General features: G+C 66.5%; 22 protein-coding genes. 12 read left to right on the forward strand and 10 right to left on the reverse strand.

The genetic code is table 11. From position 1 onward, the window contains the following. The first annotated feature begins 29 nt into the window (after nt 1-29). Nucleotides 30-1226 carry a hypothetical protein gene (locus JL101_RS07245; protein WP_203101205.1) on the forward strand — a complete coding sequence of 399 codons (1197 nt, stop codon included), beginning with the start codon at nt 30-32 and terminating at the stop codon, nt 1224-1226. A gap of 222 nt (nt 1227-1448) precedes the next feature. Beyond that, nucleotides 1449-2954 carry an AAA family ATPase gene (locus tag JL101_RS07250; RefSeq protein WP_228435332.1) on the forward strand — a complete coding sequence of 502 codons (1506 nt, stop codon included), beginning with the start codon at nt 1449-1451 and terminating at the stop codon, nt 2952-2954. A 286-nt stretch (nt 2955-3240) separates the two neighbouring features. On the opposite strand, the gene JL101_RS07255 is transcribed toward JL101_RS07250, so the two are convergent. Beyond that, nucleotides 3241-3417: a hypothetical protein gene (locus JL101_RS07255; RefSeq protein WP_203101206.1), complete on the reverse strand. Its 177-nt coding sequence runs from the start codon at nt 3415-3417 to the stop codon at nt 3241-3243. Nucleotides 3418-4167: 750 nt separating this feature from the next. Between JL101_RS07255 and JL101_RS07260 the strand changes: the two genes are divergently transcribed. Further along, complete coding sequence (locus tag JL101_RS07260; RefSeq protein WP_158044510.1) at nt 4168-4848, forward strand: LuxR C-terminal-related transcriptional regulator; 681 nt, start codon at nt 4168-4170, stop codon at nt 4846-4848. 161 nt (nt 4849-5009) lie between these two features. Here the strand turns inward: JL101_RS07260 and JL101_RS07265 are convergent, their stop codons facing one another. Beyond that, a complete protein-coding gene (locus JL101_RS07265) occupies nt 5010-5699 on the reverse strand; it encodes a LuxR C-terminal-related transcriptional regulator (protein WP_228435333.1) in 690 nt (229 codons plus the stop codon). Between the two features lie 1131 nt (nt 5700-6830). On the opposite strand from JL101_RS07265, the gene JL101_RS07270 reads away from it, so the two are divergent. From JL101_RS07270 to JL101_RS07310, 9 genes are all read left to right on the forward strand, one after another. Beyond that, nucleotides 6831-7487: a LuxR C-terminal-related transcriptional regulator gene (locus tag JL101_RS07270; protein ID WP_203101207.1), complete on the forward strand. Its 657-nt coding sequence runs from the start codon at nt 6831-6833 to the stop codon at nt 7485-7487. A 310-nt stretch (nt 7488-7797) separates the two neighbouring features. Continuing rightward, a complete protein-coding gene (locus tag JL101_RS07275) occupies nt 7798-8190 on the forward strand; it encodes an acyl-CoA thioesterase (protein ID WP_203101208.1) in 393 nt (130 codons plus the stop codon). Between the two features lie 18 nt (nt 8191-8208). After that, nucleotides 8209-8883: a response regulator transcription factor gene (locus tag JL101_RS07280; RefSeq protein WP_203101209.1), complete on the forward strand. Its 675-nt coding sequence runs from the start codon at nt 8209-8211 to the stop codon at nt 8881-8883. Continuing rightward, nucleotides 8870-11335: a sensor histidine kinase gene (locus tag JL101_RS07285; RefSeq protein WP_228435334.1), complete on the forward strand. Its 2466-nt coding sequence runs from the start codon at nt 8870-8872 to the stop codon at nt 11333-11335. Before JL101_RS07280 ends, JL101_RS07285 begins: the two co-directional genes overlap by 14 nt. 174 nt (nt 11336-11509) lie before the next feature. After that, nucleotides 11510-12013, forward strand: a complete 504-nt coding sequence (locus JL101_RS07290) for a thioredoxin family protein (protein ID WP_323374716.1) — start codon at nt 11510-11512, stop codon at nt 12011-12013. Nucleotides 12014-12156: 143 nt separating this feature from the next. Further along, the gene (locus JL101_RS07295; protein ID WP_203101211.1) at nt 12157-12837 is read left to right on the forward strand and encodes a tetratricopeptide repeat protein; all 681 of its coding nucleotides are present in this window, start codon (nt 12157-12159) and stop codon (nt 12835-12837) included. Then, nucleotides 12834-14216: an outer membrane protein assembly factor BamB family protein gene (locus tag JL101_RS07300; protein WP_203101212.1), complete on the forward strand. Its 1383-nt coding sequence runs from the start codon at nt 12834-12836 to the stop codon at nt 14214-14216. The genes JL101_RS07295 and JL101_RS07300 overlap by 4 nt, the downstream gene beginning before the upstream one ends. Before the next feature lie 53 nt (nt 14217-14269). Further along, the gene (gene der, locus JL101_RS07305; RefSeq protein WP_203101213.1) at nt 14270-15658 is read left to right on the forward strand and encodes a ribosome biogenesis GTPase Der; all 1389 of its coding nucleotides are present in this window, start codon (nt 14270-14272) and stop codon (nt 15656-15658) included. A 161-nt stretch (nt 15659-15819) separates the two neighbouring features. After that, entirely contained in the window at nt 15820-17508 is a 1689-nt protein-coding gene (locus tag JL101_RS07310; RefSeq protein WP_203101215.1) for a methyl-accepting chemotaxis protein, read from the forward strand. A gap of 45 nt (nt 17509-17553) precedes the next feature. Here the strand turns inward: JL101_RS07310 and JL101_RS07315 are convergent, their stop codons facing one another. The 8 genes from JL101_RS07315 to JL101_RS07350 form a co-directional block, all read right to left on the reverse strand. Next, nucleotides 17554-18060, reverse strand: coding sequence for an arsinothricin resistance N-acetyltransferase ArsN1 family A (locus JL101_RS07315; RefSeq protein ID WP_203101217.1), 507 nt, complete (start codon nt 18058-18060; stop codon nt 17554-17556). Nucleotides 18061-18090: 30 nt separating this feature from the next. Then, nucleotides 18091-18798, reverse strand: coding sequence for an SDR family NAD(P)-dependent oxidoreductase (locus JL101_RS07320; protein ID WP_203101224.1), 708 nt, complete (start codon nt 18796-18798; stop codon nt 18091-18093). A 51-nt stretch (nt 18799-18849) separates the two neighbouring features. After that, nucleotides 18850-20307 carry an amidophosphoribosyltransferase gene (gene purF, locus JL101_RS07325; RefSeq protein WP_201072459.1) on the reverse strand — a complete coding sequence of 486 codons (1458 nt, stop codon included), beginning with the start codon at nt 20305-20307 and terminating at the stop codon, nt 18850-18852. Between the two features lie 41 nt (nt 20308-20348). After that, nucleotides 20349-21056, reverse strand: coding sequence for a CvpA family protein (locus JL101_RS07330; protein WP_203101225.1), 708 nt, complete (start codon nt 21054-21056; stop codon nt 20349-20351). A 41-nt stretch (nt 21057-21097) separates the two neighbouring features. Further along, nucleotides 21098-22507 (reverse strand): DNA repair protein RadA, encoded by a 1410-nt coding sequence (gene radA / locus JL101_RS07335; RefSeq protein WP_203101226.1) that lies wholly within the window; start codon nt 22505-22507, stop codon nt 21098-21100. Between the two features lie 211 nt (nt 22508-22718). Then, nucleotides 22719-23549 carry an ABC transporter ATP-binding protein gene (locus tag JL101_RS07340; RefSeq protein ID WP_203101235.1) on the reverse strand — a complete coding sequence of 277 codons (831 nt, stop codon included), beginning with the start codon at nt 23547-23549 and terminating at the stop codon, nt 22719-22721. A gap of 5 nt (nt 23550-23554) precedes the next feature. Next, complete coding sequence (locus JL101_RS07345; RefSeq protein WP_203101237.1) at nt 23555-24328, reverse strand: MlaE family ABC transporter permease; 774 nt, start codon at nt 24326-24328, stop codon at nt 23555-23557. 262 nt (nt 24329-24590) lie between these two features. Further along, the gene (locus JL101_RS07350; RefSeq protein ID WP_228435335.1) at nt 24591-26105 is read right to left on the reverse strand and encodes a replicative DNA helicase; all 1515 of its coding nucleotides are present in this window, start codon (nt 26103-26105) and stop codon (nt 24591-24593) included. Nucleotides 26106-26157: the final 52 nt, after the last annotated feature.

Consider the following 26157-nt stretch of genomic DNA (forward strand, 5'->3'; position numbering starts at 1 on the left):
CTGACGGCCGCCCCCCAAGGGAGATTATCATGCAGCACAATCCGGAGATCCGGATCGGTGTCGTCGGCACCGGCTTCATTTCCTCGCATTTCATCATGGCGCTGGACCGGCAGAAGGGCTTCACGGCGTCGCGCGTCCTGACCCGCCGCCCGATCGAGGGCTGCACGGGCTTTCCCCGGCCGGAGCTGCTGACCAACTCGCTCGCCGACCTGATCGAGAACTCCGACGTCGTGCTGGAATGCACCGGCGACGCGATCCACGCGACGGACGTCGTGGCTGCGGCGCTCAGCGCCAACCTGCCCGTGGTCACGATGAACTCGGAGTTCCACATCACCGCCGGATCCTATTTCGTCGGCAAGGGACTGGTGACCGAGGCCGAGGGCGACCAGCCGGGCGATCAGGCGGCACTCCGCGAGGACGCGCTGGAGATGGGCTTCGAGCCGCTGGTCTACGGGAACATCAAGGGCTTCCTGAACCACGACCCGAGCCTGGAGGACATGACCTACTGGGGCAACCGGAGCGGCATCAGCCTGCCGATGGTGACCTCCTTCACCGACGGCACGAAGGTCCAGATCGAACAGGCTTTCGTCGCCAACGGCCTGGGCGCCGAGATCGCGAAGCCGGGCCTGCTGGGCGTCCCCGAGGACGACCTGAAGGCCGGCGGCACCCAACTCGCCGAAGCCGCGGACCGGCTCGGCAAGCCGATCAGCGACTATGTCCTGTCGCTGAAGCTTCCGCACGGCGTCTTCATCGTCGGCAAGCACGACCCCCGTCAGAAGGGCGCGCTGCGCTACCTGAAGCTGGGTGACGGCCCCTACTATGTCATCCTGAAGCACAACATCTTCGTGCATCTGGAGATCCTGAAGACGATCAAGCGGGTCGTCAACGAGCGGCGCATCCTCCTGGACAACTCGGCGACGCCGGTCGCCAGCGTCTGCACCGTGGTGAAGCGCGACCTGAAGCCGGGCGACCGGATCGCCTCGGGCATCGGCAGCTTCGACGTGCGCGGGGAGGCGGTGCGCATCGCCGACACCGTGGGACACGTTCCGATCGGGCTGCTCGCCGATGCGGTGATCACCCGTCCGCTGAAGCGCGGCGACATCATCCGCATGGACGACGTCGAGCTTCCGGACAGCCTGGCCCTCCGGGCCTGGAAGGAAATCGAGCGCTCGGTTCTGAACGCAGGCTACGGTCAGCCGGAGGAGCGGACCGCGATCGCATCCTGACCGAGGGGAAATCCCTCCGAGGTATATACCATCGCACCCCGGAGGGAACCCGCGACCCGGCCCCAAATTGTTATGGGCATGGTTTCCGACGACTGACCGTGGCATCAACCGTGTGTTCAAAGGTACAACCGACGTATGCGTAACTTTTTCCGGAAGCGGCGTAATCCCCAGTTCGGTGAGGCCGGCGCAGGTGAGAATGTCCGGCCGGATCTGGACCCGCGCGTGACACCGTTCGGGCCGCGGCTGGTGTCCGACCTCGGCGATCCCGACCTGGACGACTCGGACCGGGACGACTCGGACCGGGACGTTGGCGAGGACGAGGATCTTGCGGTTTCCCGGCAGGGCGGACTCGGTCACGCCGGTCATGCGGCCGAGGACCGGGGCCTGATGATGCGGTCCGCATCCGACCTGCTGCATGCGCGGAAGGGAGACGACCATCCGGCGCCGCGGCCTCGGGGCGACGACGAGGAACTGGAACTGCCGCGCTTTTCGCTGCCGGTCGCCGGCACCTTGCGGTCGCGTTCCAGCGGGCATCTTCCCGGCCTTACCCCCGAGCTCAACAAGGCGTTGCGCGAGGCCTTCACCCCGACCCGGCCGAAGCAGGAAGTCAATTCCCTGTTCGTCGGCAGGCTGAACACCCTGCGCCGCATCATCGCGGCGATCGAGGAGGAGCGGGCGCACGTCGTCCTGTTCGGCGACCGAGGCCGGGGCAAGACGTCGCTCGCCAACGCCATCCAGCAGATCGCCCAGCAGGCCGGTTACTTCACGTTGAAGCTGACCTGCAGCGCCGAACTGAGCTTCGAGGATATCTTCCGGAACTTCCTGAGGCGGATCCCCGGCACCTTCTACCGCTCCGAGGTGGACAACCCGTTCGCCGCCAGGCGCACCCTGTCGAGCTTCGACGAGCTGTTGCCGGCCGGCCAGTTCAGCGTGACCGAGCTGAACGACGTGCTGGCCGAAATCCAGGGTGCCCATGTCCTGCTGGTGCTGGACGAATACGACCGGGTGACCAGCGAGGATCTGCGCAACAAGCTGGCGGAACTGATCAAGAACCTGACCGACAGCTCGATCCCGGTGACCTTGTTCGTCGTGGGCGTGGCCGAAAGCCTGGACCAGTTGCTGGGCAAGCATCCCTCCATCCAGCGCTCCCTCGTCGCGGTCCACCTGCCGCTGATGAGTGACAAGGAGATCGACCGGATCATCCTGGCCGGCTCCGATGCGGCCGGGGTGGGGTTCAGCGAAGAGGTGCGCGACCGGATCGTGATGCTGGCCAAGGGGCTGCCGTACTACGCGCAGCTCCTGGCGCTCCACGCCGCGCGCAGCGCGGTCAGCCGGGGTGCCACCCATGTGAACGGCGGGGACCTCGCCTATGCCGTGGCGCGCTGCGTGCAAGAGGCGGAGCGCGGAATCGTGGAGGCGTACAACAAGGCTCTCGGCCCCGACCGCAAGGCGTCCTTCTCCGACGTCCTGTACGTCGCGGCTCAGTGCCGGTCCGACGAGTACGGCAGCTTCCACCCCGGGGACATGGCGCAGGTTCCCATCCGCGAGTCGGGCGAGCCCCTGCCGTTGCTGTCGCTGCAGTATCCCCTGAGCCGGCTGAGCGACGACGAGCGGGGCGGCGTCCTGCAGCGGATCGTCGAGCCCGGTGGCTTCCGCTATCGTTTCCGCAATCAGATGATGCGCCAGTACGTGCTGATGCGCCAGGCCAAGGAGCGCGGCCTGATCTGATCGGCCGAGACATGAGTTCCGTACGGTGTCGGCGCCGGTGCCGACACCGTACGGAACTTCAGGGCCTACCCGGAGTCGGACTCCGGCCGGAGGACTTCGTCGGGGCCGCTAGTGGTTCGGCACAGTATTTTTGATGATGTTCTGCGGAGCGGAGTGCGGTAGGTCGGCCTTCGCCCGTCAGGGCGAACGCCGACACCCCGCGTCAACGCTCCGGCCACGCTGTCGGCGTCGGCCTTCGGCCGAGGCCGGTCTACGATAAATCAATCGAAACCACTGTGGCGAGCCACTAGTGGGTCTTGAAATAGATGTAGGCCGAAATCACTGTGGCCAGCGAGGCGAACAGGGCCGCCAGGATCAGGCAGCTCATCAGGAACTGCTTGATCTCGCCTTGCTTCCAGGCGCTCCGCGCGAGCAGGGCCAGATAGGCCGCTACGAACAATCCAATTCCCTGCAGGATCGTCATTTCGGTCGGTTGTCCTCCCGCCGGCCTGTCCGATGCCTCGTCAAGGGCGTGTTTCCTTCTCGTTTCTGCACTGCGGACCACCCCTTCGGGGGTGTCCGTTGGGTGATGGTGTGCTCGAAAGGCCGCACCTCGCATGAATGCTGCGATGGGCGGGGTAATTCGCCTCAACCGAGTCTGGCGTAATTCGTAAATTTATATTAACCATATTTGCGGCGGTTTTGCTGGCGGGTGCCGGGCGATCATATCCGGCGCTCCTGGCGCGTGCCAGATTGAAGAACGTCATTGGGTTCTCGACGACCGATGAAGACCGAAGCAAATACCTGCGCTGTCAAGTCAACATTGCTCATTTGGTGAATGTCGGCCCGATACGATATTGACCGGAGCGATTGTGCAGTGCACTATATGCTCAATAGCGCAGTAATCTGAAGTAACGCAGTGAGTTCGGGTAAGATCGTTCGTCCGCGGAAACGGAACTGGCTAGTCTTTTTTCGCGACGATACCTCGAAATTTCGGATGAACGGGGCTGAGAGAATTACCCTTAACATTGGCGAGCTTTGGACCTATGTCTAATGCGCGCTCGGTTTATTCCAATGGGGAGATATCCTGTCAGTCGTCCCTAGGGTAAGTTCATCCGAAAGAGAGAAGAAGGTGCGACCTGGAAAGAGGCTGGACGGCTAGCGATGGCCATCTGATCGATTAACCGGCGCAAGAAACAAGAACTACAAGTACCTTTCAGCGCGGGAGCGGATTATGCAACGCATCGAAGCTTTTCTGATCGACTCAAACAAACTTTTCCGCGAAGGGCTGAAGCGCCTTCTGGACGACTCTCCGTTCCAGATCGTCGCCGAGGCGGGAAACCTTCGCGAAGGCGTGGCGATCGCCGAGTCCGGACTTCGGCCCCAGCTCGTGCTGCTCGACCTGGTCAACGGCGGTGACGACGAAGCGGAAGCCATGCGCCGGCTGCGGTCCCTGCTGCCGGACACCCGCATGGTCGTGCTCACGACCGACCTGTGCACCCGCCGCCTGGCCAACGCCCTGGAGGCCGGGGCCGACGGTTACCTGATGAAGGATCTCTCGGCCGACGCGCTGGCGCAGTCGCTCCGTCTGGTGATGATGGGCGAGAAGGTGTTCCCGACGCACCTCGCGGCCCTGCTTATCAGCGGCCGGGTGAACGGCAACGGGCTGGAAATGCCGATCTCCCGCAAGGGCCTGTCCCAGCGCGAGGTTCAGATCCTGCGTTGCCTGCTCAACGGCGACAGCAACAAGATGATCGCCAATCACCTGAACATCACCGAGGCGACCGTCAAGGTTCACCTGAAGAGCCTGCTGCGCAAGATCAATGCATCGAACCGCACCCAGGCCGCCATCTGGGCTCTGAACAACGGCATCGGCGGGGAGCTGACCGGCGGCGCGGCGGCTTCCATCGCCTGAGCTTGACGCGGATCTTTGTCCATGCTGCCCGGAGCCGGCGCCTGCCAATGGGCGCCCGACCTCCGGCGGAATGAAAAAAGAAGGCCGGCCTTCCGCCCTACGCGGATGCCGGCCTTCTTATCGTCCGCACCGGCATGGTTCCGGGACCCGGTCCCCGGGGATCAACCTTCGGAGCTTCGGACCGCGAGGGGCGGCGCTGGCTCGGCGTTGCGGGCCTGCTCCAGGGACGGTTGCTGGCGGGCGGCGAACACGCCGGCTTCGGTCCGATTGCGGAAGTGCAGCTTCGACAGGACGCTCCGCACCATCGACTTGATGACCGCTTCCGACAGGTCCAGCTGGTCCGCGATCGTCCTGTTGTTCAACCCCTGGCCGAGTAGCAGGAGCGTCTGGAATTCGACCGAAGACAGGCGGGGCAGCAATGTCAGCCTGATCTCGTCGACTCCGAGACGCGACAGGAACTGCTTGGGCATCAGGCAATGCCCCTCAAGCCCGAGATCGATGAGCTCGTTGATCCTGTCGACGTTGATGTCCTGGAAAACCCAGGCGTCGGCGAAGGCCAGTATGTGTGCCGCGTCGAGGAGTTCGCGGCTGCTCAGGACGACGACGATGCGGCTCCGGCGAGAAAGCCGCAGGTAGACCATCGGCTCGTTCTCGCGCAATGCCGCGAACTGCTGGACGCCGATCAGGATCGCATCGGGCGTTATGTTGCTCTGCTGCAGATCCGAGATGTCGTGGAACACCGAGATCCGGTGTCGACCAGCGCTTTCCAGCGCCGATACGAGTGGCTCGGCGATGGTGTCGTCGTCAACGACGAGGCAGACATGCATGGGCGTCACTGTGTTCAACTTCATATCATCCAAACCGGGGGCGAAGACCTGTCGGGTGGTCTGATCGTTCGGCGCATGCATAGCACTGCTCTGAATTTCTGCCCGGCGCCGCAGGAAGCGGCACCGTGCGGTGGTGGGTGGCAGGGCATCGGCTGATCTGTCGTCATCGTCAAGGTCTCAAAGAATTGACCAGTGGGAGGAAAGAAACGAGACAACAAACATCAAATTTAGGCCGTTCGGCAAGCTAAAATCCAAAGTAGTTTGCTTTGGTTAATTTACAATATCGCAGGCATTGCGTTGCGGAAATATAGCAATGAGGTTATATTCCTGCTTATCGTGGCAACCCATCCGGTTGGGACTGGCGCAAAAGTGCGTCTTCCTGGCCCAGTCAGGTTGTGGGTTACAGAGTTGGTTATCTCTTTTGATTGTATCTGCGCTGTTCATGGCAGAGGCAATATCTGGCGTGCCAGTCCGTTGCTACGTTACGTTCAAATTCGGCTAGGCGCCTGACGAGCGTCTCGGCGCTGGAAATCAGGCTTTATTGGGGCGAAGTCGCATAACATTCTAAGCATTGTGGCGATCCGATGGCCCGAAATAAACGAGGTTTGCCCGAATACAGACGGTATAACCCCGATACACCCGCGGAATGACAGTCTTGCTTGAGCAGGCCGGATTGGGGTAGGTGCCGTCTTTAGCCATATCGACCGGCGGATTCGGACGAACTTCGCGGATCCGCAAAGCCGGGATGCCTGAGCCTCTTACGAGGGTGCACATTCGCCACGGTACCCCGAAAGGGGGATCCGGGTGACGATTGCTGTGCCCATTTTCGCTGCCGTCGTGCTATATCGTCTAACAATAGGAAATTGGACGTTCCCGGGCGGTCCGTGGCGAGCGGGACGTATCGGGGTTAAGTTCCCGCGCGTGGGTGGCAAATCGCTCCCTTGGACCGTCGAGGGTAGGGGGCCGTCGGGCCCGGGTCGGGACTGGGCAAGGTCAAGGAGCGCTCAAGGCAGGGGCCTTTCGAAACTCATGTTGGCAGGTCGTATTGGTCTGGAGAAATGTTCGGTGAACTGAAATCGACCGGCACTTCTTGTGCCAAAATCCCTTTGGAAACGTTTCTGTCGTATGACGGTTGTCCGTCTTTGAGGTGCAGCGATGAAAATATTGATTGGCGACGACCATTTGCTGTTCAGGGAAGGGTTGCGTCGTCTGCTGGAACAGCTGAGTGCCGAGGCGACCTTCACCGACGCCAGTACGTTCGATGAAGTGCTGGAGCTTGTCCAGAACGGCGGCGACACGTTCGATCTGATCCTGATCGATCTCCAGATGCCCGGGTGGCCGGGGTTCTCCGGATTGGAGCAGGTCTGCAACGAGGCTTCGGACACCCCCGTCGTCGTGGTATCGGCGTCGGAGAACCAAGCCGACGTCCGCAGTTCGCTGGATGCCGGTGCCGCCGGCTTCATCCCGAAGTCGTCCAGCGTCAAGATCATGCTCAGTGCCCTGAACCTCGTGTTCTCCGGCGGGATCTACCTTCCCCCTTCGGCGATCCATGCCGATGTCGCGGCCAAGGCTACTCCCATCAAGGTCGAGACGGAGCATGGCGGCGACCGGGGCTCCAACCATCACCAGTTGACTCAGCGCCAGTGGGAGGTGCTGAACTGCCTGCGCGAAGGCAAGTCCAACAAGCAGATCGCCTATGAGCTGGGGTTGTCCGAAGGGACGGTGAAGATCCATGTCACCGCCATCTTCAAGTCGCTCGGCGTCAAGAATCGGACCCAGGCGGTCATCGTCGCTTCGGAACTCCAGCGCTGACACCGGATCGAGCGCATTCCTCCCTCGTGACGACAGGTGCGTGACAGCTTGATCCGATAGACTTCTTCAGGCTGCGCGGGCCGGCAACAGTCCCCGCGCCGGAAACGGCGAAACCTGGAGTAATCCTGATGCCGGCGTCGGGCACGCGACCCTCCCTGTCACCCCGGGTTCCATCACGGCCGGTCCAGCACCTCCCGGCGGAATTCGGCCCGGCCGTCGTGACGGCATGTTCCGCCTCGTCCGAGGGGGGCCGGCGCTGGCCGGGCATAGGGAACGGCCGACAGGGACGGACGGGGAGGAAGTGACCAGCATGGCGAGATCGACTGCCCTGCCGAGCGGCGAGCCCGTGATCCGGACGGTCGCCATGCCGGCCGATACCAACCCGGCCGGCGACATCTTCGGCGGCTGGCTTATGGCCCAGATGGACCTTGCGGCGGGGAACGCGGCGGCCCGGCGCGCCCGCGGCCGCTGCGCCACCGTGGCGGCCGACAGCATGGTGTTCCATTCCCCCGTGTTCGTCGGCGACGAGGTCAGTCTTTACGCCGAGATCCTCCGCGTCGGGCGGACATCCATGAACATCCGCATCGAGGCATGGCGGCGCAGCCGGGACGGCGACGATTGCTTCAAGGTGACCGAGGCGACCTTCACCTTCGTCGCGATCGACGAGAACCGCCTGCCGCGTCCGGTGCCCGCCGCGGCCTGAACCGGAACGGGAGACCCGATGCGCATCCTGATGGTGGAGGACACGGAGGACCTGGCCGACGCCGTGGTGCGGCGGCTCCGTCATCTCGGCTATGCGGTGGACTGGGCGCCCGACGGCGAGGCCGCCGAGGAGTTGCTGGCCCAGGAAACCTATCAGCTCGTCATCCTGGACATCATGCTGCCGGGGATCGATGGGCAGGCTTTGCTGACCAAGCTCCGTCGGCGGCGCGACCGGACCCCGGTGCTGGTCGTGACCGCCCGCTCCCAGGTCAACGTGAAGGTCGACCTGCTCGATCTCGGCGCCGACGACTTCATCGTCAAGCCGTTCGACCTGCGCGAGCTGGAAGCCCGGTGCCGCGCCCTGTTGCGCCGGTCGCACGGCATCGCCGCCTCGGCGACGCAGTTCGGCAACCTTTTGTTCGACATGGCCGCGAAGCGCGCGACGGTCGAAGGCCGACTCCTGGACCTCAGCGGGCGTGAATTCCGCCTGCTGGAACTGTTCCTGACCAACCTGGACAGCGTCCTGGGCAAGGACGATCTGCTCAACCGGCTGTTCAGCCTGGACCAGCCGGCAGCGCCCAATGCGATCGAACTCTATGTTTCCCGCCTGCGCCGAAAGCTCCAGGGGACTTCGGTGGAGATCCGCACCGTGCGGGGCCTCGGCTACGTGGCGGAAGTCCGTGCCGAAGCCTGACGGATTCTCGCTCAGGCGGCGCCTGCTGGTCCGACTGTTCGCGGCGCTGGCCGTCCTGGCGGCAGGGCTGTTCGCCTTCGTCAACGCTTATGCGCAGCGGGCGGCGGACAGTGCGTACGACCAGCTTCTGCTGGCGGCCGCCCTGTCGATCGGCGACACGGTCAGGGTCGAGAACGGCCGGATCGCCGTGGACCTGCCGTACTCCTCCCTCGGCATCCTCGCCATGGCGCGGCGCGACCGGATCTTCTACCGGATCACCGCGCCGGACGGGGGGCTCGTGACCGGATATGGGGACCTGCCCATCGCGGCTGGCGGCGAGCGCGAAGCGCTCTCCAGCTTCCGGAACGCCTCTTACAAGGATGCGCCGGTCCGGGTCGCCGTGCTGGACCGGCTGATATCGCATCCCCAGCTCTCCGGCTGGGTCAGGATCGCGGTCGCGCAGACCCGGGAGGAGCGCGACGGTCTGGCCAAGGACATCTTGGCCAACGCCTTCCTGCCGATCGCCCTGGCGGTCCTGGTCGGCGCGGGGCTGATCTGGTTCGGCGTCCGGCAGGCGCTGGCTCCGCTCGCCTACCTGGAGCAGGTGATCCGGGCGCGGCAGCCCCACGATCTCTCGCAGATAGCGATCCCGCCGCCGGCCGAGGTCTCGCAGCTCGTCCACGCGATCAACATCCTCCTGGCGCGGCTTCGGGGCAACCTGGATACCATGCAGACCTTCCTGGCCGACGCGGCGCACCAGATCCGCACGCCGCTCGCCAGCCTTCGGCTCCAGGCCGAACTGGCGGCGGACGAGCCGGATCCCGACATGGTCCGGCGCTCGGTACTGCGCATCCACCGCAACGCGGTCGAGGCGAGCCAGCTTACCAGCCAGCTGCTCAGCCACGCCATGGTGATCCACAGGCGCGAGGCGCTGGAGCCCGAAAGCGTCGATCTCGCCGCCCTGCTGGCCCATGTGGTCCAGCGCGCCGATGCGGTCAGCGAGCAGGCCGAGGTGAGCCTGGCCGTCGGCCGGGGAGCGGCGGAGGCACGGGTGCCGGGCGACCCGATCAGCCTCGTCGAAGCCTTCACCAACCTGGTCGACAATGCCGTCAAGTACGGCGGGGAGGGTGGTCCGGTCGAGGTCAGGATCGTGCTGCGGCCGGACGGCGGCGTGCGGGCCGAAGTGGCCGATCGGGGCCCCGGCATTCCGGACGCCGAAAAACAGCAGGTGCTTCAACGCTTCGGGCGCGGCAGCACCGGGACCGGAAAGGTCGGCAGCGGTCTCGGGCTCGCGATCGCCAAGGCCGTGGCGGATGCCCACGACGCCGAACTCGGCCTGTTCGATCGGACGGGCGGAGGGCTGGTCGTCCGGTTGGACTTCCCGTGTAGGCCACCCCTGGAGCGCCCTCGCGGATCGGCCGTCCCGGCGGCGCTGCTCGCCGCGGTTCTGGTCTGCTGGACGGCGTCGGACGCCAGGGCGGTCGAGACGGCCTATCCCGCGCCCGGGGAGTCCCGGGAAACGCTGCGGATCGACGCCGCCACGGATACCGGGGCGATGGAGCCGCTGATCCTGGATTTCCAGGCGGTGGATCCCGGCGTTACGATCGCCTATTCCGAGCTTACCACCCGCGAGCTGTACGATCGCACGGTCGCCGGAGCGTCCCGGGCCGACCTTGTCATCAGTTCGGCCGCGGACCTCCAGGTTAAGCTGATCAACGACGGCTATGCGCAGCCCTATGTCTCCAGCGAGACGCTGGCCCTGCCGGACTGGGCGAACTGGCGCGACGAGGCGTTCGGCTTCACTTACGAGCCGGCGGTGATCGTCTACAACCGCGACCTGGTGCCGGAATCCGAGGTGCCCAGGTCGCGCGACGAGCTGATCCGCCTGATCCGCGAGAACCGGGGCCGCTACGCCGGACGGGTCGCGACCTACGATCTCGCCACCAGCGGCATCGGTTATTTCTTCGCCAGCCAGGACTCCGTGCTGTTCAGCCAGTTCTGGCAGCTCGTCGCTACGTTGGGCAGCGCGCGGGCGCGGCTGGCCTGCTGCACCGGCGACATCCTTGCGATGATCAGGCGTGGCGAGGTGCTGATCGGCTACAACGTGCTGGGGTCCTACGCGAGGGCCCAGGCGGAGGCCGGGGCGCCGATCGGCATCGTCCTGCCGGAGGATTACACGCTGATCCTGTCCAGGGTCGCGATCATCCCGAAGACGGCGGAACGGGGGGATCTGGCCGGCCGATTCATCGACTACCTGCTGTCGGAACGCGGGCAGCGGGTGATCGCCGGACGGTCGGCGCTGTATGCCCTGTCTCCCCGCATCGAGGGCGAGGCGACTTCGGCCGGAGTCCGGCGGAGCACCGCGGGGCCGGTCATTCCGATCACGCTCAGCCCGGCCCTGCTGGTATTCCTCGACACGCTGAAGCGCGAACACTTCCTGCGCCAGTGGCACCTGGCCTTCCAGGCGCCCTGATCTTGGGGCCGGGGCGGGATTCTTTGATCTTCGCGCGGGGCGGGTTAGACTGACGATCCACCGCACGTTCGGCGTTCCTGTCCGTGTTGCGGTGCAACAAACGGTAAGAATCGATCGGGAGCGAAAAGCCAAATGGCGGCACAGTCGGCGATTTGCGATTTCGGATGGAAAGCCGTGGATTTCAGCCTGCCGGCCACCGACGGCAGACGCTACGGTCTGGCCGACATACGGGGGTCCAACGGGACGCTCGTCATGTTCATCTGCAATCACTGCCCCTACGTGAAGGCGGTGATCGACCGCATCGTCCGTGACTGCCGCGACCTGGAGGCACACGGGGTCCGGGCCGTCGCCATCATGTCGAACGACACCGAACGGTATCCCGACGACGGCTTCGACAACATGAAGCGATTCGCGGAACGGCACACCCTGCCGTTTCCCTATCTGATCGACGAGAGCCAGCAGGTCGCCAAGGCCTATGATGCCGTCTGCACGCCCGATTTCTTCGGCTTCAACGCCGATCTGGAACTGCAGTACCGCGGCAGGCTGGACGCCTCCAGGGTCCAGCCGGTGCCCAATGCCCGGCGCGAGCTGTTCGACGCCATGGTGCGCATCGCCGAGACGGGGCAGGGGCCGGCAGAACAGATCCCCAGCATGGGCTGCTCGATCAAATGGCGCTAGGCGAAGCCAGGCGGGAGGACAAATCGGGTGCCCGGGCATGCTCCGGGTCGCTATGCCGCCTTGACCGCCATCGGGCCGTCTGGTAATCGGCCCAACCCGGACGCATGAGGACCGGCGGACTTCGTCTGCCCGGAAAAAGCTATATGACCGATATCTTCCGCGAAGTTGACGAAGAGCTTCGCCGCGATCGATTGGAAAAGCTCTGGAAGCGATACGGCGTGCTGATCGTGGTCGCCGTGGTCGCCGCCGTCGCCGGTACCGCGGGCTTCATGGCATGGCGCAACTGGCAGCAGTCGCAGGCCGAGACCCAGACCCAGCAGCTTGCCGACGCGCTCCGCCTGGCCGGCGCACCGGACGGGCAGGGCGGCACCGCGGGCGGAAATCCCGAGGCCGCGGCCGATGCGCTCGCCGCCTTCGCGGGGCAGACGGGTGCCGGACCGGGAACGCTGGCCCGCTTCTACGAGGCCGGGCTGCGCGCCCGCGAAGGCAACGGCGAGGCCGCTGTCTCCATCTACGACCAGCTCGCCCAGTCCTCGGACGTGGCGCAGGTCTACCGCGATCTCGCGACGGTGCTGTCGGTGATGCATCAGGTCCAGTCCGGCGACCCGGGCCAGCTTCGCGCGCGGCTCCAGCCGCTGACCGCGGAGACCAGCCCGTGGCGCCATTCGGCCCGTGAGTTGACCGCCCTGCTGGCGATTCGCGCCGGCGACCGCGACGCGGCCGCCAAGCTGTTCACCCAGCTCCAGGGCGATGCTTCCGCCCCCTCCGGTGTCCGCAACCGCGCCACCGAACTCGCCGCCCTCTACGCTGTCGAGCCGCAATGACCCAAAGCTGCGCCCAATCGCCTTCCCGGCCCGCTGGCCGGTCCGTCACCCGCTCGCTGAGCGCCAGGCTGCTGGCCGCCGGCATGGTGACCCTGTCCCTGGCCGGCTGCGGCTCGGGAAGCTGGTTCGGCGACAGCGAGCCGCCGCCGCTTCCCGGCGAACGGATTTCCGTGCTTCGGCTGGAACGGCAGCTGGAGCCCGATCCGCGGCTGGCCGACCTCCGGGTCGAACTGCCGGCGCCGACCGCGAACGCGGATTGGCCCCAGGCCGGCGGCAATCCCGACCATGCCATGGGTCATCTGGCCCTGGCGGCGCAGCCCCGCCAAGCCTGGACCGCCGACATCGGCTCCGGTTCGTCCAGCAACACGCGCCTGCTTGCCCAGCCGGTGGTGGCCGGCGGCCGGGTCTATACGCTCAACACCGATTACGAACTGACCGCCTTCGACACCGCCACCGGCCGCCAGGTCTGGCAGGTCAGCGTCGAGCGCGAGAACGAGTCCGGCGGCGCGCTGGGCGGCGGGGCTGCCTTCGCCGACAACAGGCTGTTCGTGACCACCGGCTATGGCGAGCTGCTGTCGGTCGATCCGGCCACCGGCACCATCGGCTGGCGGACCCGGGTTCCCGGTCCGGTCCGGTCCGCGCCCTCGATCGCCAACGGCCGGGTCTTCGTCATCACGGTCGACAACCAGCTGATCGCCTACTCGGCCAACGACGGCGCCACCCTGTGGACCCACACCGGCATCCTGGAGACCGCGGGACTGCTGGGCGCCGCCAGCCCGGCGGTGGACGGGACGATCGTCGCGGCACCCTATTCCTCCGGTGAGCTGTTCGCGCTGCGGGCCGAGAACGGGCGGGTCGCCTGGTCGGACAACTTGGCGGCCGTGCGCCGGGTCGGAGCCCTGTCGAACCTCGCCGACATCCGCGGCATGCCGGTGATCGACCGGGGCCTTGTCGTGGCGGTCAGCCACAGCGGCCGCATGGTCGGCATCGACGAGCGGACCGGGGGGCGCGCCTGGGAGCAGGAGATCGGCGGCGTCGATACCCCGTGGGTCGCCGGCGACTTCATCTTCGTGCTGACCAACGACAACGAGGTCATCGCACTCACCCGCCAGTCCGGCCGGGTCCGCTGGGTGGCCCCGCTGGCACGCTACGAGGACCCCGACGACCGCAGCGGCCCGATCATCTGGACCGGCCCGGTGCTCGCCGGGGGACGCCTGTGGCTGGCCAATTCCGTCGGCGAGCTGGTGGCTCTGTCCCCCGAGGACGGACGGGAGCAGCAGCGCTTCGACCTGCCCGACGGCGCCTTCATCTCTCCGGTCGTGGCCGGCGGCACGCTCTACGTCCTGACCAACGACGGTACCCTCGTCGCCTATCGCTGAGGCGGCCGATTATTGGAGTGGTGGAGCCGTCCGCGGCTCCCTACATGGAAGCAATGTCTCTCACCGTCGCGATCATCGGCCGGCCCAATGTCGGCAAGTCCACCCTGTTCAACCGGCTTGTCGGCAAGAAGCTGGCGCTGGTGGACGACACTCCCGGCGTCACCCGTGACTGGCGCGCGGCGCCGGCACGGCTGGCCGGCATCGACCTGACCGTGATCGACACCGCCGGGCTGGAAGAAGCCTTCGACGACAGCCTCGAGGCGCGCATGCGCCGCCAGACGGAGCGGGCGATCGAGGAGGCGGACGTCGCCCTGCTGCTGATCGACGCGCGGGCCGGCGTCACGCCGCTGGACCAGCACTTCGCGACTTGGCTCCGCAAGGGCAAGACGCCGGTCATTCTGCTCGCCAACAAATGCGAGGGCAGGGCGGGTGCGCCCGGCCTCTACGAGGCGTTCGAACTCGGCCTTGGCGAGCCGGTGCCGATCTCGGCCGAGCATGGCGAGGGTCTGGCTGAACTGGTCGAGGCCCTTCTGCCCTACGTGCCGCCCGAGGAAAGCCAGCCGGACACCGATCGGGAGGCCGAGGCCGGCATCGAACCGGAAGCGCGCGAGGACGGCAGGCCCGAGCCGGTGCGCCCGCTTCAGCTCGCGATCGTCGGGCGGCCCAATGTCGGCAAGTCGACCCTGCTGAACAGCCTTGTCGGCGAGGAAAGGGTCCTGACCGGTCCCGAGGCCGGCATGACCCGCGACGCCATCACGGTGGAGTGGACATACAGGGACAGGCCGATCCGGCTGGTCGATACCGCCGGGATGCGCAGGAAGTCGCGCGTCGACGACAAGCTGGAGAAGCTGGCCGTCGCCGATGCCCTACGGGTGATCCGGCTGGCGCAGGTGGTCGTGCTGGTGGTCGATGCCGAGGCGATCCTGGACCACCAGGACCTGACCATCGCCCGCATGGTGCTGGACGAGGGGCGCGCCCTGGTGATCGCGGTCAACAAGTGGGACACCGTGACCGACCGTGCCGGCACGCTGAAGCAGATCAACGACAAGCTGCAGTCGCAGCTCGCCCAGGTCCGGGGAATCCCCGTCGTGACCCTGTCCGCCCTGCGCCGCCAGAAGCTCGACGCCCTGCTCGACGCCGTGCTGGACATCTACGAGATCTGGAACAGGCGCGTCGGCACGTCGGACCTGAACCGCTGGCTGGCAGGCATGACCGAGGCGCATCCGCCGCCGGCGGTCGAGGGACGGCGGATCAAGATCCGCTACATGACCCAGGTGAAGGCCCGCCCGCCCACCTTCGCCCTGTGGGTCAGCAAGCCGCTCGACCTGCCGGAGACCTATATCCGCTATCTGGTGAACGGGCTTCGAGAGTCGCTCGACCTGCCTGGGGTGCCGATCCGCATGCTGACACGCAAAGGCAAGAACCCGTATGCGGAGGAATAGCGCCGAAGTTGGCGCGAACTTCGGATAACTCCTTGTAATTGTTACCTCTTTTGAAACTTCTCCAGGGTATGGGTCAGATTCCCTGCCCATATGGCACGACCTGACCGGGCCGTGCCGGCGGGCGATCTCCTATCCGCCTCAGGGAAGAGTTCAGAAGACCGATGAATACCCTCACCGACTTCAAGATCCAGACGAAGGTGTTCATTTCCTTCGGGCTGGTGCTTGCCGTGTCCGCAGGGCTGGGGCTTTTCGCCCTGGTCCGGCTGGCCGACATGAACGCGATCACCGAACAGCTCCGGGACCGCTGGCTGCCCAGCATCGGCTATGTCGGGGAATTCCTCACCGGCGCCAACGAGTACCGGACCTACGAGTCGGGCCACGTGTCCGAGGTGAATATCGACCTTATGCTGGAACGGGAGCGTTTCGCCCAGGCGCTGGTCGAGCGGATCGAGGCGACCCGGAGGAAATACGAGGAATTCGAGATCTCCGGCCGCGAACGGGAGGTCTATGATCAGTATCTGGCAGCCTGGAACCGCTACGTCCAAGCGACGAAGACGGTCTTCCAGCTCTCGCGCGAAAGGCAGAAGGAGGAGGCGTCCAAGGTCTTCCTGAACGACTCCCGCAACGCTTTTCGCGACATGAAGAAGCATGCCGAGGAACTGGTACGGGTGACCATCGCCTCCGGACAGTCGGTCGGCGACGTCTCCTCGACGATCTACGGGATGACCTGGAAGCTGGTCGTGGCCGCGATGGTCGCGGCGCTGGTCGTGTGCAGCCTTGCGGGCCTGTTCCTGGTCGCCTCGATCTCGCGGCCGATCCGAGCGCTGTCCGAGACGATGGGGTTGCTTGCCAAGGGGCGGCTCGACACCGCCGTGACCGGAGCCGGCCGCCGCGACGAGATCGGGCAGATGGCTTCCGCCGTCCAGGTATTCAAGGACGGGCTGGTGACGGCCAAGGAACTCCAGGCGGGGCAGGCCGCGGAGCAAGTCGCCAAGGAGCAGCGCTCCGCCCGGATCGAGGGCCTCATCCGCCAGTTCGAGCAGCAGGCCGTGGCGGTGCTCGGCGGCGTGACGGCGGCGGCGGACCAGCTCGACGATACCGCCCAGGGCATGACCGCGGTCGCCGACCGGACCCTGCGCCAGTCCACCGCGTCGGCCGCGGCGGCCGAGCAGACCTCGGCCAACGTCCAGACCGTGGCAAGCGCCACCGAGGAGATGACCAGCACGCTCCAGAGCATCTCGCGCCAAGTGTCCCAGTCGAGCATGGTCGCCACTTCGGCGGTGGAGGAGGCGGGGCAGACGAACGAGACGGTCCGCGGCCTGTCCGACGCCGCCCAGCGCATCGGGGAGGTGATCGGGCTGATCCAGACCATCGCCGAGCAGACCAACCTCCTGGCGCTCAACGCCACCATCGAGGCGGCCCGCGCCGGCGAGGCGGGCAAGGGCTTCGCGGTCGTCGCCTCCGAGGTGAAGAGCCTGGCGAATCAGACGGCGCGGGCGACGGAGGATATCACGACCCAGGTCGCCGCGATGCGCGAGGCGACCGGCGGGGCGGTCGGCGCGATCCAGGGCATCGGCAAGACGATTTCCTCAATCCACGAGATCGCGACCAGCATCGCCGGCGCGGTCGAGGAGCAGAACGCCGCGACCTATGAGATCGCGCGCAACGTCCAGCAGGCTGCCCAGGGCACGCAGGAGGTTTCGGCCAACCTGTCGGAGGTATCGCAGGCGGCGGCCCAGACCGGCGCGGCGGCCAGCCAGGTGCTGGGCGCCGCCAAGGAGCTGGGCAGGCAGGCGACCACCCTGCGCCGGGAGATCGAGCAGTTCCTGTCCGGAATCAGGGCGGCGTGATCCGGGACGGCCGGGCGGTCCCGCCGCCCGGCCGCAGTCGCCCGGTCAGGTCAGGTTTTCTTCTATCAGCCGTTCGACTATCACGACGTCGCGCCAGACCCCGTCCAGCTTGCCGTGCTTCAGGTATGTCCCGACCTCGCGGAAGCCCACGGCGGCGCAGGCGCGGCGGCTGGCACCATTCTCGGTGAAGATGCGGGACACCAGCTTCCAGTAGCCGGCCTGGCGGGCCGCCTCGATCAGCCCGGCGAGCGCCGCGCGGCCGGCGCCCCGCCCGCGTTCGTCCCGGGCGACATAGACCGAGAACTCGGCGATGCCGCCGTAGCAGCCCCGGGACCGGTAGGAGGAGGTGGAGGCGAAGGCGACGACCTTGCCGCCGTCCTCCGTCACCACGATGGGGTAGGGGCCGAGCGGTCCGGTCGCCTCGAACCAGGCCCGGATCTGCTCGACGGTCCGGGGTTCGGTCTCGAAGGTCCCGATCCGGTCGGCGATGCCCTGGTTGTAGATTTCAGTGATCGAACCGGCATCGGCCGGGGTGGCGGGTCGGGTCAGCATGGCGGCGGCTGGGAGGGAGCGAAGCCTGGGTCAGACGGAAACGACTTCGCCATGCACTTGGCAAGCGGGTTCGGCCAGTTCGACGAAGCGGTCCGTGATCTCCTCCGGGGCGGGATGGATCATCGGGTCCTCGCCGGGGAAGCCGTGCGCCCGCATCTTGGTCCGCACCACGCCGGGATCCAGCAGGTTCACCTTCAGCGGCGAGAGCGCCACTTCCCGGGCGTACATCATGACCATCATCTCCAGCGCGGCCTTGCTGGCGGCGTAGGCCCCGAAATAGGCCACCGGGCTGCGTGCCACTCCCGAGGTCACGAACATCGCGCGGCCCGCGTCCGACCCGCGCAGGAGCCGGTCGAGGCTTCGGATCAGCCGGTAGTTGGCGGTGACGTTGAGCGCGAAGACCCGCTCCCAGGTCTTGGGCGCATAGTGCGAGACCGGGCTGAGGTCGCCCAGCATCGCGGCGTTCCCGACCAGGATGTCGAGCCGGCCGAACCGCTCGAAGATCGACTGGCCGAGCTGGTCGATCTTGTCGAAGTCCATCAGGTCCACCGGCACCAGGGTCGCGGTGCCGCCCTTGGCGCGGACCCGGTCGTCGGCTTCCTCCAGCCCCCCGACGGTGCGGGCCGCGAGGATGACGTGCGCCCCCTCCGCGGCGAAGCGTTCCGCCACGGCGGCGCCGATGCCTCGGGAGGCGCCCGTGATCAGGGCGACGCGGTTCGACAGTCGGGGTTCGGACATGGAGGCTGTTCTCGTGGTCAGGTATCTGGATGGGCAGGTATTGTTACGGGATCAGCCGCGCGCTTCGGCGCGGTAGGTGATCTCCGAGGTTTCGCCGGGCGTATCGCGGTCGAGCAGCGGGATCGGATAGTCGCCGGTGAAGCAGGCGTCGCAATATTGCGGCCGGGCGTTGTTGCGGCCGGGTTCGTTGACCGCCTTGTACAGACCGTCGATCGAGATGAAGGCCAGGCTGTCGGCACCGATATACTTGGCCATCTCGTCGATCGAGTATTTATGCGCCAGCAGCTTCTCCTTCTTCGGCGTATCGACGCCGTAGAAGCAGGCATGGCTGGTCGGCGGGCTGGAGATCCGCATGTGGACTTCGCTCGCCCCGGCCCGGCGGACCATCTCGATGATCTTGATCGAGGTCGTGCCGCGGACGATGCTGTCGTCCACCAGGACGACGCGCTTGCCCTCGATCATGTGCCGGTTGGCATTGTGCTTCAGCTTGACGCCGAGGTTGCGGATCTGGTCGGTCGGCTCGATGAAGGTGCGGCCCACATAGTGGTTTCGGATGATGCCCAGTTCGAAGGGGATGCCGCTTTCCGCCGCGTAGCCGATCGCCGCCGGCACGCCGCTGTCCGGCACCGGAATGACCACGTCGGCATCCACCGCGCTTTCCCGCGCCAGCTCCATGCCGATGCGCTTGCGCGCCTCGTAGACCGAATTGCCCTCCATCACGCTGTCTGGCCGGGCGAAGTAGATATATTCGAAGATGCAGAAGCGGCGGTGCTGCGGCAGGAACGGGCGGAGGCTGTGGACTCCGGAGCTGTCCAGGACGATCATCTCGCCCGGCTCCACGTCGCGGACGAAGTCGGCGCCGATGATGTCGAGCGCGCAGGTCTCGCTGCACAGCACGTGGCTATCGCCCACCCGGCCCAGGACCAGCGGGCGCACGCCCAGCGGGTCGCGCACGCCGATCACCATGTCCTTGGCCAGGGCGATCAGCGAGTAGGCGCCTTCCACCTGGCGGAGCGCCTCGACCATGCGGTCGATCACCGACCCGCTGCGGGCCGTCGCCATCAGGTGGACAATCACTTCCGTGTCGGTGGTGGACTGGAACAGGCAACCGCGCCGGACCAGCTGACGCCGAAGCATCAGCGCATTGGTGAGGTTGCCGTTGTGCGCCAGGGCGAAGCCGCCGAATTCGAAGTCCGCGAACAGCGGCTGGACATTGCGCAGGACCGTGTCGCCGCTGGTGGCGTAGCGGACGTGACCGATCCCGGCATGGCCGCGCAGCTTGGCGATGACCGACTGCGAGCTGAAATTGTCGCCGACCTGCCCCATGGCATGCTGGATATGATAGTGCTCGCCGTCGAAGGTGACGATGCCCGCCGCCTCCTGCCCACGGTGCTGGAGCGCGTGGAGACCGAGCGCCGCGACGGCAGCCGCCTCGCCGTGGTTGTAGACGCCGAACACACCGCACTCCTCGCGCAGTTTGTCGTCATCGAACGGATGGGTCGTCAACATGGGTGCTAAACCCTTTCGCGGGGTTTGTGAACGGTAGGCTGTCAGCGGTTGGTCTCGATCAGGCGGTCGAGCTCGGTTCGGTCCCGGTCTTTATACCCCGAGTCGGGCACCTGCGCACCCGCGTTCGTCGCGGCGGCCGGCGTCGGCCGGGGGGTGGACAGGCGCTTCAGGGCTTCCTCCTGGATCGCGCGGTTCGCCTTGTCGGCGGCCGCCTTGGCCGAGGCGGCACCGGACGCGGCCTGCGTCTCGACCGCCGATCCGGTCCGGCCGGGCACCAGGTTGCGCAGCATCTCGGCGCCGGTCTGGATCACCGGCATGGTCCGCGCGTCGCGCAGCCAGCGCGGCTGTTCCGTGGGAGGAAAGACCCAACTCACCGAGATATAGGCAAGGCAGACGATCACGGCACCCCGGGCGATACCGAAAACGAACCCGAGGGAGCGGTCCACGGCGCTGAGCGCCGAGCCGCGAACGCCTTTGGAGATCTGGTGGCTGACGATCGACAGCAGGATCAGCGAGGTGACGAACACTCCCAGCCCGGCCACGGCCTTGGCGATCAGGTCCTTGGCGACGATCTGCTGGACCAGCGGCAGGACATGGGGAAACAGGTACAGGGTCGCGAAGGCGGCGCCGACCCAGGCGCCGACCGACAGCACCTCGCGGACCAGTCCGCGCGCGAAGGCCAGCAGGGCCGACAGCAGCAGGATGACGATGACGGCGATATCGGTCGGGTTGATTGATGTCGAGTCCATGTCGGGGATCCGTCACGTCATCTGGTGGATCAGGGGAGGCATCAGGTGCGCGCCCGCCCGGCGGACGCTGCGGCGCGGGGTTCCTGGAACATGGGGATCAGGTCCTCCAGGTGGGCCAGTTCGATCCTGCGGATGCCGGCATCGCTCCGGCCGCCCGATTTCCGGCTGCGCTGCGTTGGCATCAGGGACTTCTCGAAACCGAGCTTCGCGGCCTCCTTCAGGCGGACGTCAGTCTGGCTGACCGCTCGGATCTCGCCCGATAGCCCGATCTCGCCGAACACCACCGTGTCTGCCGGCACCGGCTCTCCGGTCAGCGACGACACCAGCGCCGCGGCGACCGCCAGGTCGGCGGCGGGCTCGCCGATCCGCAGGCCGCCGGCCACGTTCAGGTAGACGTCGTTGGCGCCGATCGCGACGCCGCAGCGCGCCTCCAGCACGGCGAGCACCATGGCGAGCCTGCCGCTGTCCCAGCCGACCACCGCGCGGCGCGGCGTGCCGAGCGGGGAGGGGGCGACCAGGGCCTGAATCTCGACCAGCACGGGACGGGTTCCTTCCAGCCCGGCGAAGACGCAGGCGCCGGACACGTCGCCCCGCCGTTCCGCCAGGAACAGCTCGGACGGGTTCGACACTTCGGTCAGGCCGGAGTCGGTCATCTCGAACACGCCGATCTCGTCGGTCGGGCCGAAGCGGTTCTTGACGGCGCGCAGGATACGGAACTGGTGGCCGCGCTCCCCTTCGAAATAGAGCACGGTATCGACCATGTGCTCGAGCACCCGCGGACCCGCGATCGTGCCTTCCTTGGTGACATGCCCGACCAGGACCAGGATGATGCCGCGCCGCTTGGCGACCCGGATCAGTTCCTGGGCCGAGGCGCGCACCTGGGCGACCGTGCCCGGTGCGCTGTCCAGCGTGTCGACGTACATGGTCTGGATCGAGTCGATGATGCACAGGCCCGGCGCGTCGGCGGCGTCGAGGGAGGCAACGATGTCGCGGACGTTGGTCGCCGCGGCGAGCTCGACCGCGGACTCGCTGGTGCCGAGGCGAGAGGCGCGCATCCTGACCTGATCGACCGCCTCCTCGCCCGAGATGTAGGCGCAGCGGAGGTTCCGGGCGAGGCTGCACACGACCTGGAGCAGAAGGGTGGATTTGCCGATCCCGGGATCGCCGCCGACCAGCAGGGCAGACCCCGGCACCATGCCGCCGCCGCAGACGCGGTCATACTCCGCGATGCCGGTGATGCGCCGGGGGGCCTTCTCGGAAACACCCTTGAGATCGACGAAATCGATCCGCCGCCCCGTGCCGGCCGTGCGGCCCAGCCCCTTGGGGGCGCTTTCCGGGACCGCCTCTTCCACCAGGGTGTTCCACTCGCCGCATGAGTCGCACTTGCCGCTCCATTTCGGAGAGCTGGCGCCGCAGGACTGGCAGACGTAACGTGTGTTGGAACGGGCCAATGTAACCGGGTTCTCGACGTGTTTGCGGTGCAGCAATGGATAGCACGCGCGAACTTTCCGACCTATGGGAAACATTCGGCGCGAGACATTGCCCCGGGCTGTGCCCAGACCGGGAACTATCCTCAAATCGCTCGATGCTTATCGAAACAGGGTTTATTTAAGATGAACAGAACAGGAATACCAGAGCCCGATCCAGGTTCGGGATCGCGGATCAGGGTTGCATGACCTCCATCTGGATCGGCCCGTCGGCACGACCGTGGATGAACTGGTCGACATAGGGATTGCCCGAATTGTCGATCTCCGACACCGGGCCGCTCCAGATGATCTTGCCCTTGTAGATCATCGCGATCCGGTCGGCGATCTTGCGCGCACTCGCCATGTCATGGGTGATCGACAGGGCGGTGGCGCCCAGGTCCTTGACGCATTTGATGATCAGGTCGTTGATCACGTCGGCCATGATGGGGTCGAGGCCGGTGGTCGGCTCGTCGAAGAATATGATTTCCGGCTGGGTGGCGATTGCACGGGCCAGGCCGACGCGCTTCTGCATGCCGCCGGACAGTTCGGCGGGGAACAGGTCGGCCACTTCCCGGGCGAGGCCGACCGCGGACAGCTTCTCGACCGCGATCTCCCGCGCCTTGCCCCGGGACATGTTCTCGCCCTGGATCAGACCGAAGGCGACGTTCTCCCACACGGGCAGGCTGTCGAACAGGGCGGCCCCCTGGAACAGCATGCCGAACTTGCGCATCACCCGCTCGCGGTCGCGCGGGCGCAGGTTGGCGGTCTCCTCCCCGTCGATCTTGATCGAGCCGCTGTCGGGATGCATCAGGCCCAGCGCGCATTTCAGCATCACCGATTTGCCGGTGCCCGACCCGCCGATCACCACCAGCGATTCCGCGCGTCCGACTTCCAGGTCGAGGCCGTTCAGCACATGCTTGCTGCCGAACGACTTGTGGACGCCGGACAGCTTCAGCTTCGGCGTCCCGGCCTCGGCCCGAACCCCGGGCGCTGCATCGGCCGGCTTCCCCACTGCGGTATGTGTCATGGCGCTCATCGCGAAAAGAACAGGCCGGTGATCAGGTAATTGAACACCAGGATCAGGATGGAGGAGGACACGACCGCGTTGGTCGTCGCGGCGCCCACGCCCTGGGCGCCGCCGCGCGACTGGTAGCCGTGGTAGCAGCCCATCAGTGCGATCACGAACCCGAAGACCGCCGCCTTCACCAGGCCGGAGATGACGTCCATCGGCACCAGGTATTCCCAGGTGCGGCCGATATAGGCGGCCGGGTTGAAGTCCAGCCGGTAGACACCGATCAGGAACCCGCCGAAGACGCCGATGATGTCGGCGACGACGACCAGCAGGGGCAGCATGGTGAGCCCGGCGACGAGGCGGGGCACCACCAGGTACTTGAAGGGGTTGGTCGCCAGGGTGGACAGTGCGTCGACCTGTTCGGTCACCCGCATGGTCCCGATCTCGGCAGCCATCGAGGCGCCGATGCGGCCGGCCACCATGAGGCCGGCGAGCACCGGCCCCAGTTCGCGCGTGACGGAGAGCACGACCACCGTCGCCACGGCGCCTTCCGCCTGGAAGCGGGCGAAGCCGGTATAGCTCTGCAAGGCCAGCACCATGCCGGTGAACAGGGCGGTCAGCCCGACGACCGGCAGCGAATAATAGCCTATGTCGATCATCTGCCGGCCGATCAGGCGCAGATAGAACGGAGGCCGGAAGCAGTGCGAGACGGCGACACCGGTAAACAGCATCAGCCGGCCGGTCGCCTCCAGAAATATCAGGAAGGCGCGGCCGGTCGTGGTCAGGAAGCCCATTGATCCCCCGTGGCAACCTAGCGGGCGGCGCTCCCGCTCACCCGTGCCCCCGTGCCGGGCATGACACTCGGGCCGGACGCGTTGAGGGAACGGCTGAAACCACACACCCAAACCGCTGGTGCCGTTGCAACTTTACCTCAGCGCGCAACCTTGTGCGGCGCACCCTAGCCAACCGTCATAACACTGTCAACGGCAGGGGCACCCGAGGGTGCCCATAGGTGGATGGGGGCGGGCCGTCTCCGGCCGCGCCCCCCGATTTCCCTCACTCGTAGTCGCCGCCGCCGCCGCCCGGGTGGCTCTGGTCCAGGTCGCCGAACTTGGTGTACTGGCCGTCGAAGAACAGGCGAACCGTACCGATCGGTCCGTGGCGCTGCTTGGCGATGATGACTTCGCCTGTATTGTGGACCTCGCCCAGCCGCTGCTGCCAGCGCTGGTAGCGGTCGTTGAACTTGTCGTCGGCCTCGTCGGGCCGCCGGCTCGGTTCGGCCCGTTCCAGGTAGTACTGCTCGCGGAAGACGAACATGACCACGTCGGCGTCCTGCTCGATCGAGCCGGACTCACGCAAGTCGGACAGCTGGGGCCGCTTGTCCTCGCGCTGCTCGACGGCGCGGGACAACTGGGATAGGGCCATGACCGGGACGTCCAGCTCCTTCGCGATGGCCTTGAGGCCGCGGGTGATCTCGGAGATTTCCTGCACCCGGTTCTCGTTGCCCTTGCCTCCGGAGCCGCGCAGCAGCTGAAGGTAGTCGACCACGATCAGCCCGAGGCCGCCCGACGTGCGCGCCAGCCGGCGCGACCGGGTCCGGACCGCCGCGATGCTCAAGGCCGGCGTGTCGTCCACATAGAAGGGGACGCGCGACAGGATGCTGCTGGCTTCCGAGAAGCGCTGGAAGTCTTCCGGCTTCAGGTCGCCGCGCCGGATCTTCTCCGAGGCGACCTGCGCCTCGTCTGCCAGGATACGGGTGGCCAGCTGCTCGGCAGACATTTCCAGCGAGAAGAAGGCGACCCCGGCGCCCTCCTTGCCGTCGGTGCGCAGGTGTGCCTTGGCCGCGGCGAACGCGATGTTGGTGGCGAGCGCGGTCTTGCCCATGGACGGGCGCCCGGCGAGGATCAGCAGGTCGCTGGGATGGAGGCCGCCCAGCTTGCGGTCCAGATCGATCAGGCCGGTGGTGACACCGGTGACCTGGCTGTCCCGCTTGAACGCCTCCTCCGCCATCTCAATGGCGACTCGGAGCGATTGGCTGAACGGCTGGAACCCGCCCTGGATGTCGCCCGTGGTCGCCAGGTCGAAGAGCTTCTTCTCCGCCCCTTCGATCTGCTCGAGGGCCGCCCCCTCGAGGTTGTGGCTGTAGGCCTCGTTGACCATGTCCTCGCCCATGTCGATGAGCTGGCGGCGGAGGTACATGTCGTGGATGATTCGGCCGTAATGCTCGGAATTGACCACCGAGACCACGCTGCCGGCCAGTTCGGCCAGGTAGCCGACGCCGCCGACGCTCTCGAGCGCCGGATCGCCTTCGAAATAGCGCTTCAGCGTGATCGGGTCCGCGACCTCGCCGCGCTGGATCAGGGTATGGATCGTCTCGAAGATTCGGCTGTGGACCGGATCGTAGAAATGCTCCGGCTTCAGGAACTCGCCGACCTTCTCGTAGGCCTTGTTGTTGGTCAGGATGGCGCCCAGCAGGCTCTGTTCAGCCTCGGCGTTGTGCGGGGTGATTCGGTAGCTGGGGCGTCGTCCGGCAGCATCCGCGGGGCGGGCGGCGCGAGGATCAGTGGTCATCGTTTCCATGTCCGGGAGACTAGCAGAGCACGCCCGGCCGAGATAGACGCCG

Source organism: Skermanella rosea, from assembly GCF_016806835.2.
In the GTDB taxonomy this organism is placed as follows: Bacteria; Pseudomonadota; Alphaproteobacteria; order Azospirillales; family Azospirillaceae; genus Skermanella; species Skermanella rosea.

Excerpts from the sequence above, each read along its gene's own strand:
- JL101_RS07330 (WP_203101225.1), bottom strand. The coding sequence starts at position 21,056 with ATGGACTCGACATCAATCAACCCGACCGATATCGCCGTCATCGTCATC.
- JL101_RS07275 (WP_203101208.1), top strand. The coding sequence starts at position 7,798 with ATGGCGAGATCGACTGCCCTGCCGAGCGGCGAGCCCGTGATCCGGACG.
- JL101_RS07260 (WP_158044510.1), top strand. The coding sequence starts at position 4,168 with ATGCAACGCATCGAAGCTTTTCTGATCGACTCAAACAAACTTTTCCGC.
- JL101_RS07340 (WP_203101235.1), bottom strand. The coding sequence starts at position 23,549 with ATGACACATACCGCAGTGGGGAAGCCGGCCGATGCAGCGCCCGGGGTT.
- JL101_RS07310 (WP_203101215.1), top strand. The coding sequence starts at position 15,820 with ATGAATACCCTCACCGACTTCAAGATCCAGACGAAGGTGTTCATTTCC.
- JL101_RS07300 (WP_203101212.1), top strand. The coding sequence starts at position 12,834 with ATGACCCAAAGCTGCGCCCAATCGCCTTCCCGGCCCGCTGGCCGGTCC.
- JL101_RS07255 (WP_203101206.1), bottom strand. The coding sequence starts at position 3,417 with ATGACGATCCTGCAGGGAATTGGATTGTTCGTAGCGGCCTATCTGGCC.
- JL101_RS07245 (WP_203101205.1), top strand. The coding sequence starts at position 30 with ATGCAGCACAATCCGGAGATCCGGATCGGTGTCGTCGGCACCGGCTTC.
- JL101_RS07320 (WP_203101224.1), bottom strand. The coding sequence starts at position 18,798 with ATGTCCGAACCCCGACTGTCGAACCGCGTCGCCCTGATCACGGGCGCC.
- JL101_RS07295 (WP_203101211.1), top strand. The coding sequence starts at position 12,157 with ATGACCGATATCTTCCGCGAAGTTGACGAAGAGCTTCGCCGCGATCGA.
- der (WP_203101213.1), top strand. The coding sequence starts at position 14,270 with ATGTCTCTCACCGTCGCGATCATCGGCCGGCCCAATGTCGGCAAGTCC.
- JL101_RS07345 (WP_203101237.1), bottom strand. The coding sequence starts at position 24,328 with ATGGGCTTCCTGACCACGACCGGCCGCGCCTTCCTGATATTTCTGGAG.
- JL101_RS07350 (WP_228435335.1), bottom strand. The coding sequence starts at position 26,105 with ATGACCACTGATCCTCGCGCCGCCCGCCCCGCGGATGCTGCCGGACGA.
- JL101_RS07315 (WP_203101217.1), bottom strand. The coding sequence starts at position 18,060 with ATGCTGACCCGACCCGCCACCCCGGCCGATGCCGGTTCGATCACTGAA.
- purF (WP_201072459.1), bottom strand. The coding sequence starts at position 20,307 with ATGTTGACGACCCATCCGTTCGATGACGACAAACTGCGCGAGGAGTGC.
- JL101_RS07270 (WP_203101207.1), top strand. The coding sequence starts at position 6,831 with ATGAAAATATTGATTGGCGACGACCATTTGCTGTTCAGGGAAGGGTTG.
- JL101_RS07280 (WP_203101209.1), top strand. The coding sequence starts at position 8,209 with ATGCGCATCCTGATGGTGGAGGACACGGAGGACCTGGCCGACGCCGTG.
- JL101_RS07265 (WP_228435333.1), bottom strand. The coding sequence starts at position 5,699 with ATGAAGTTGAACACAGTGACGCCCATGCATGTCTGCCTCGTCGTTGAC.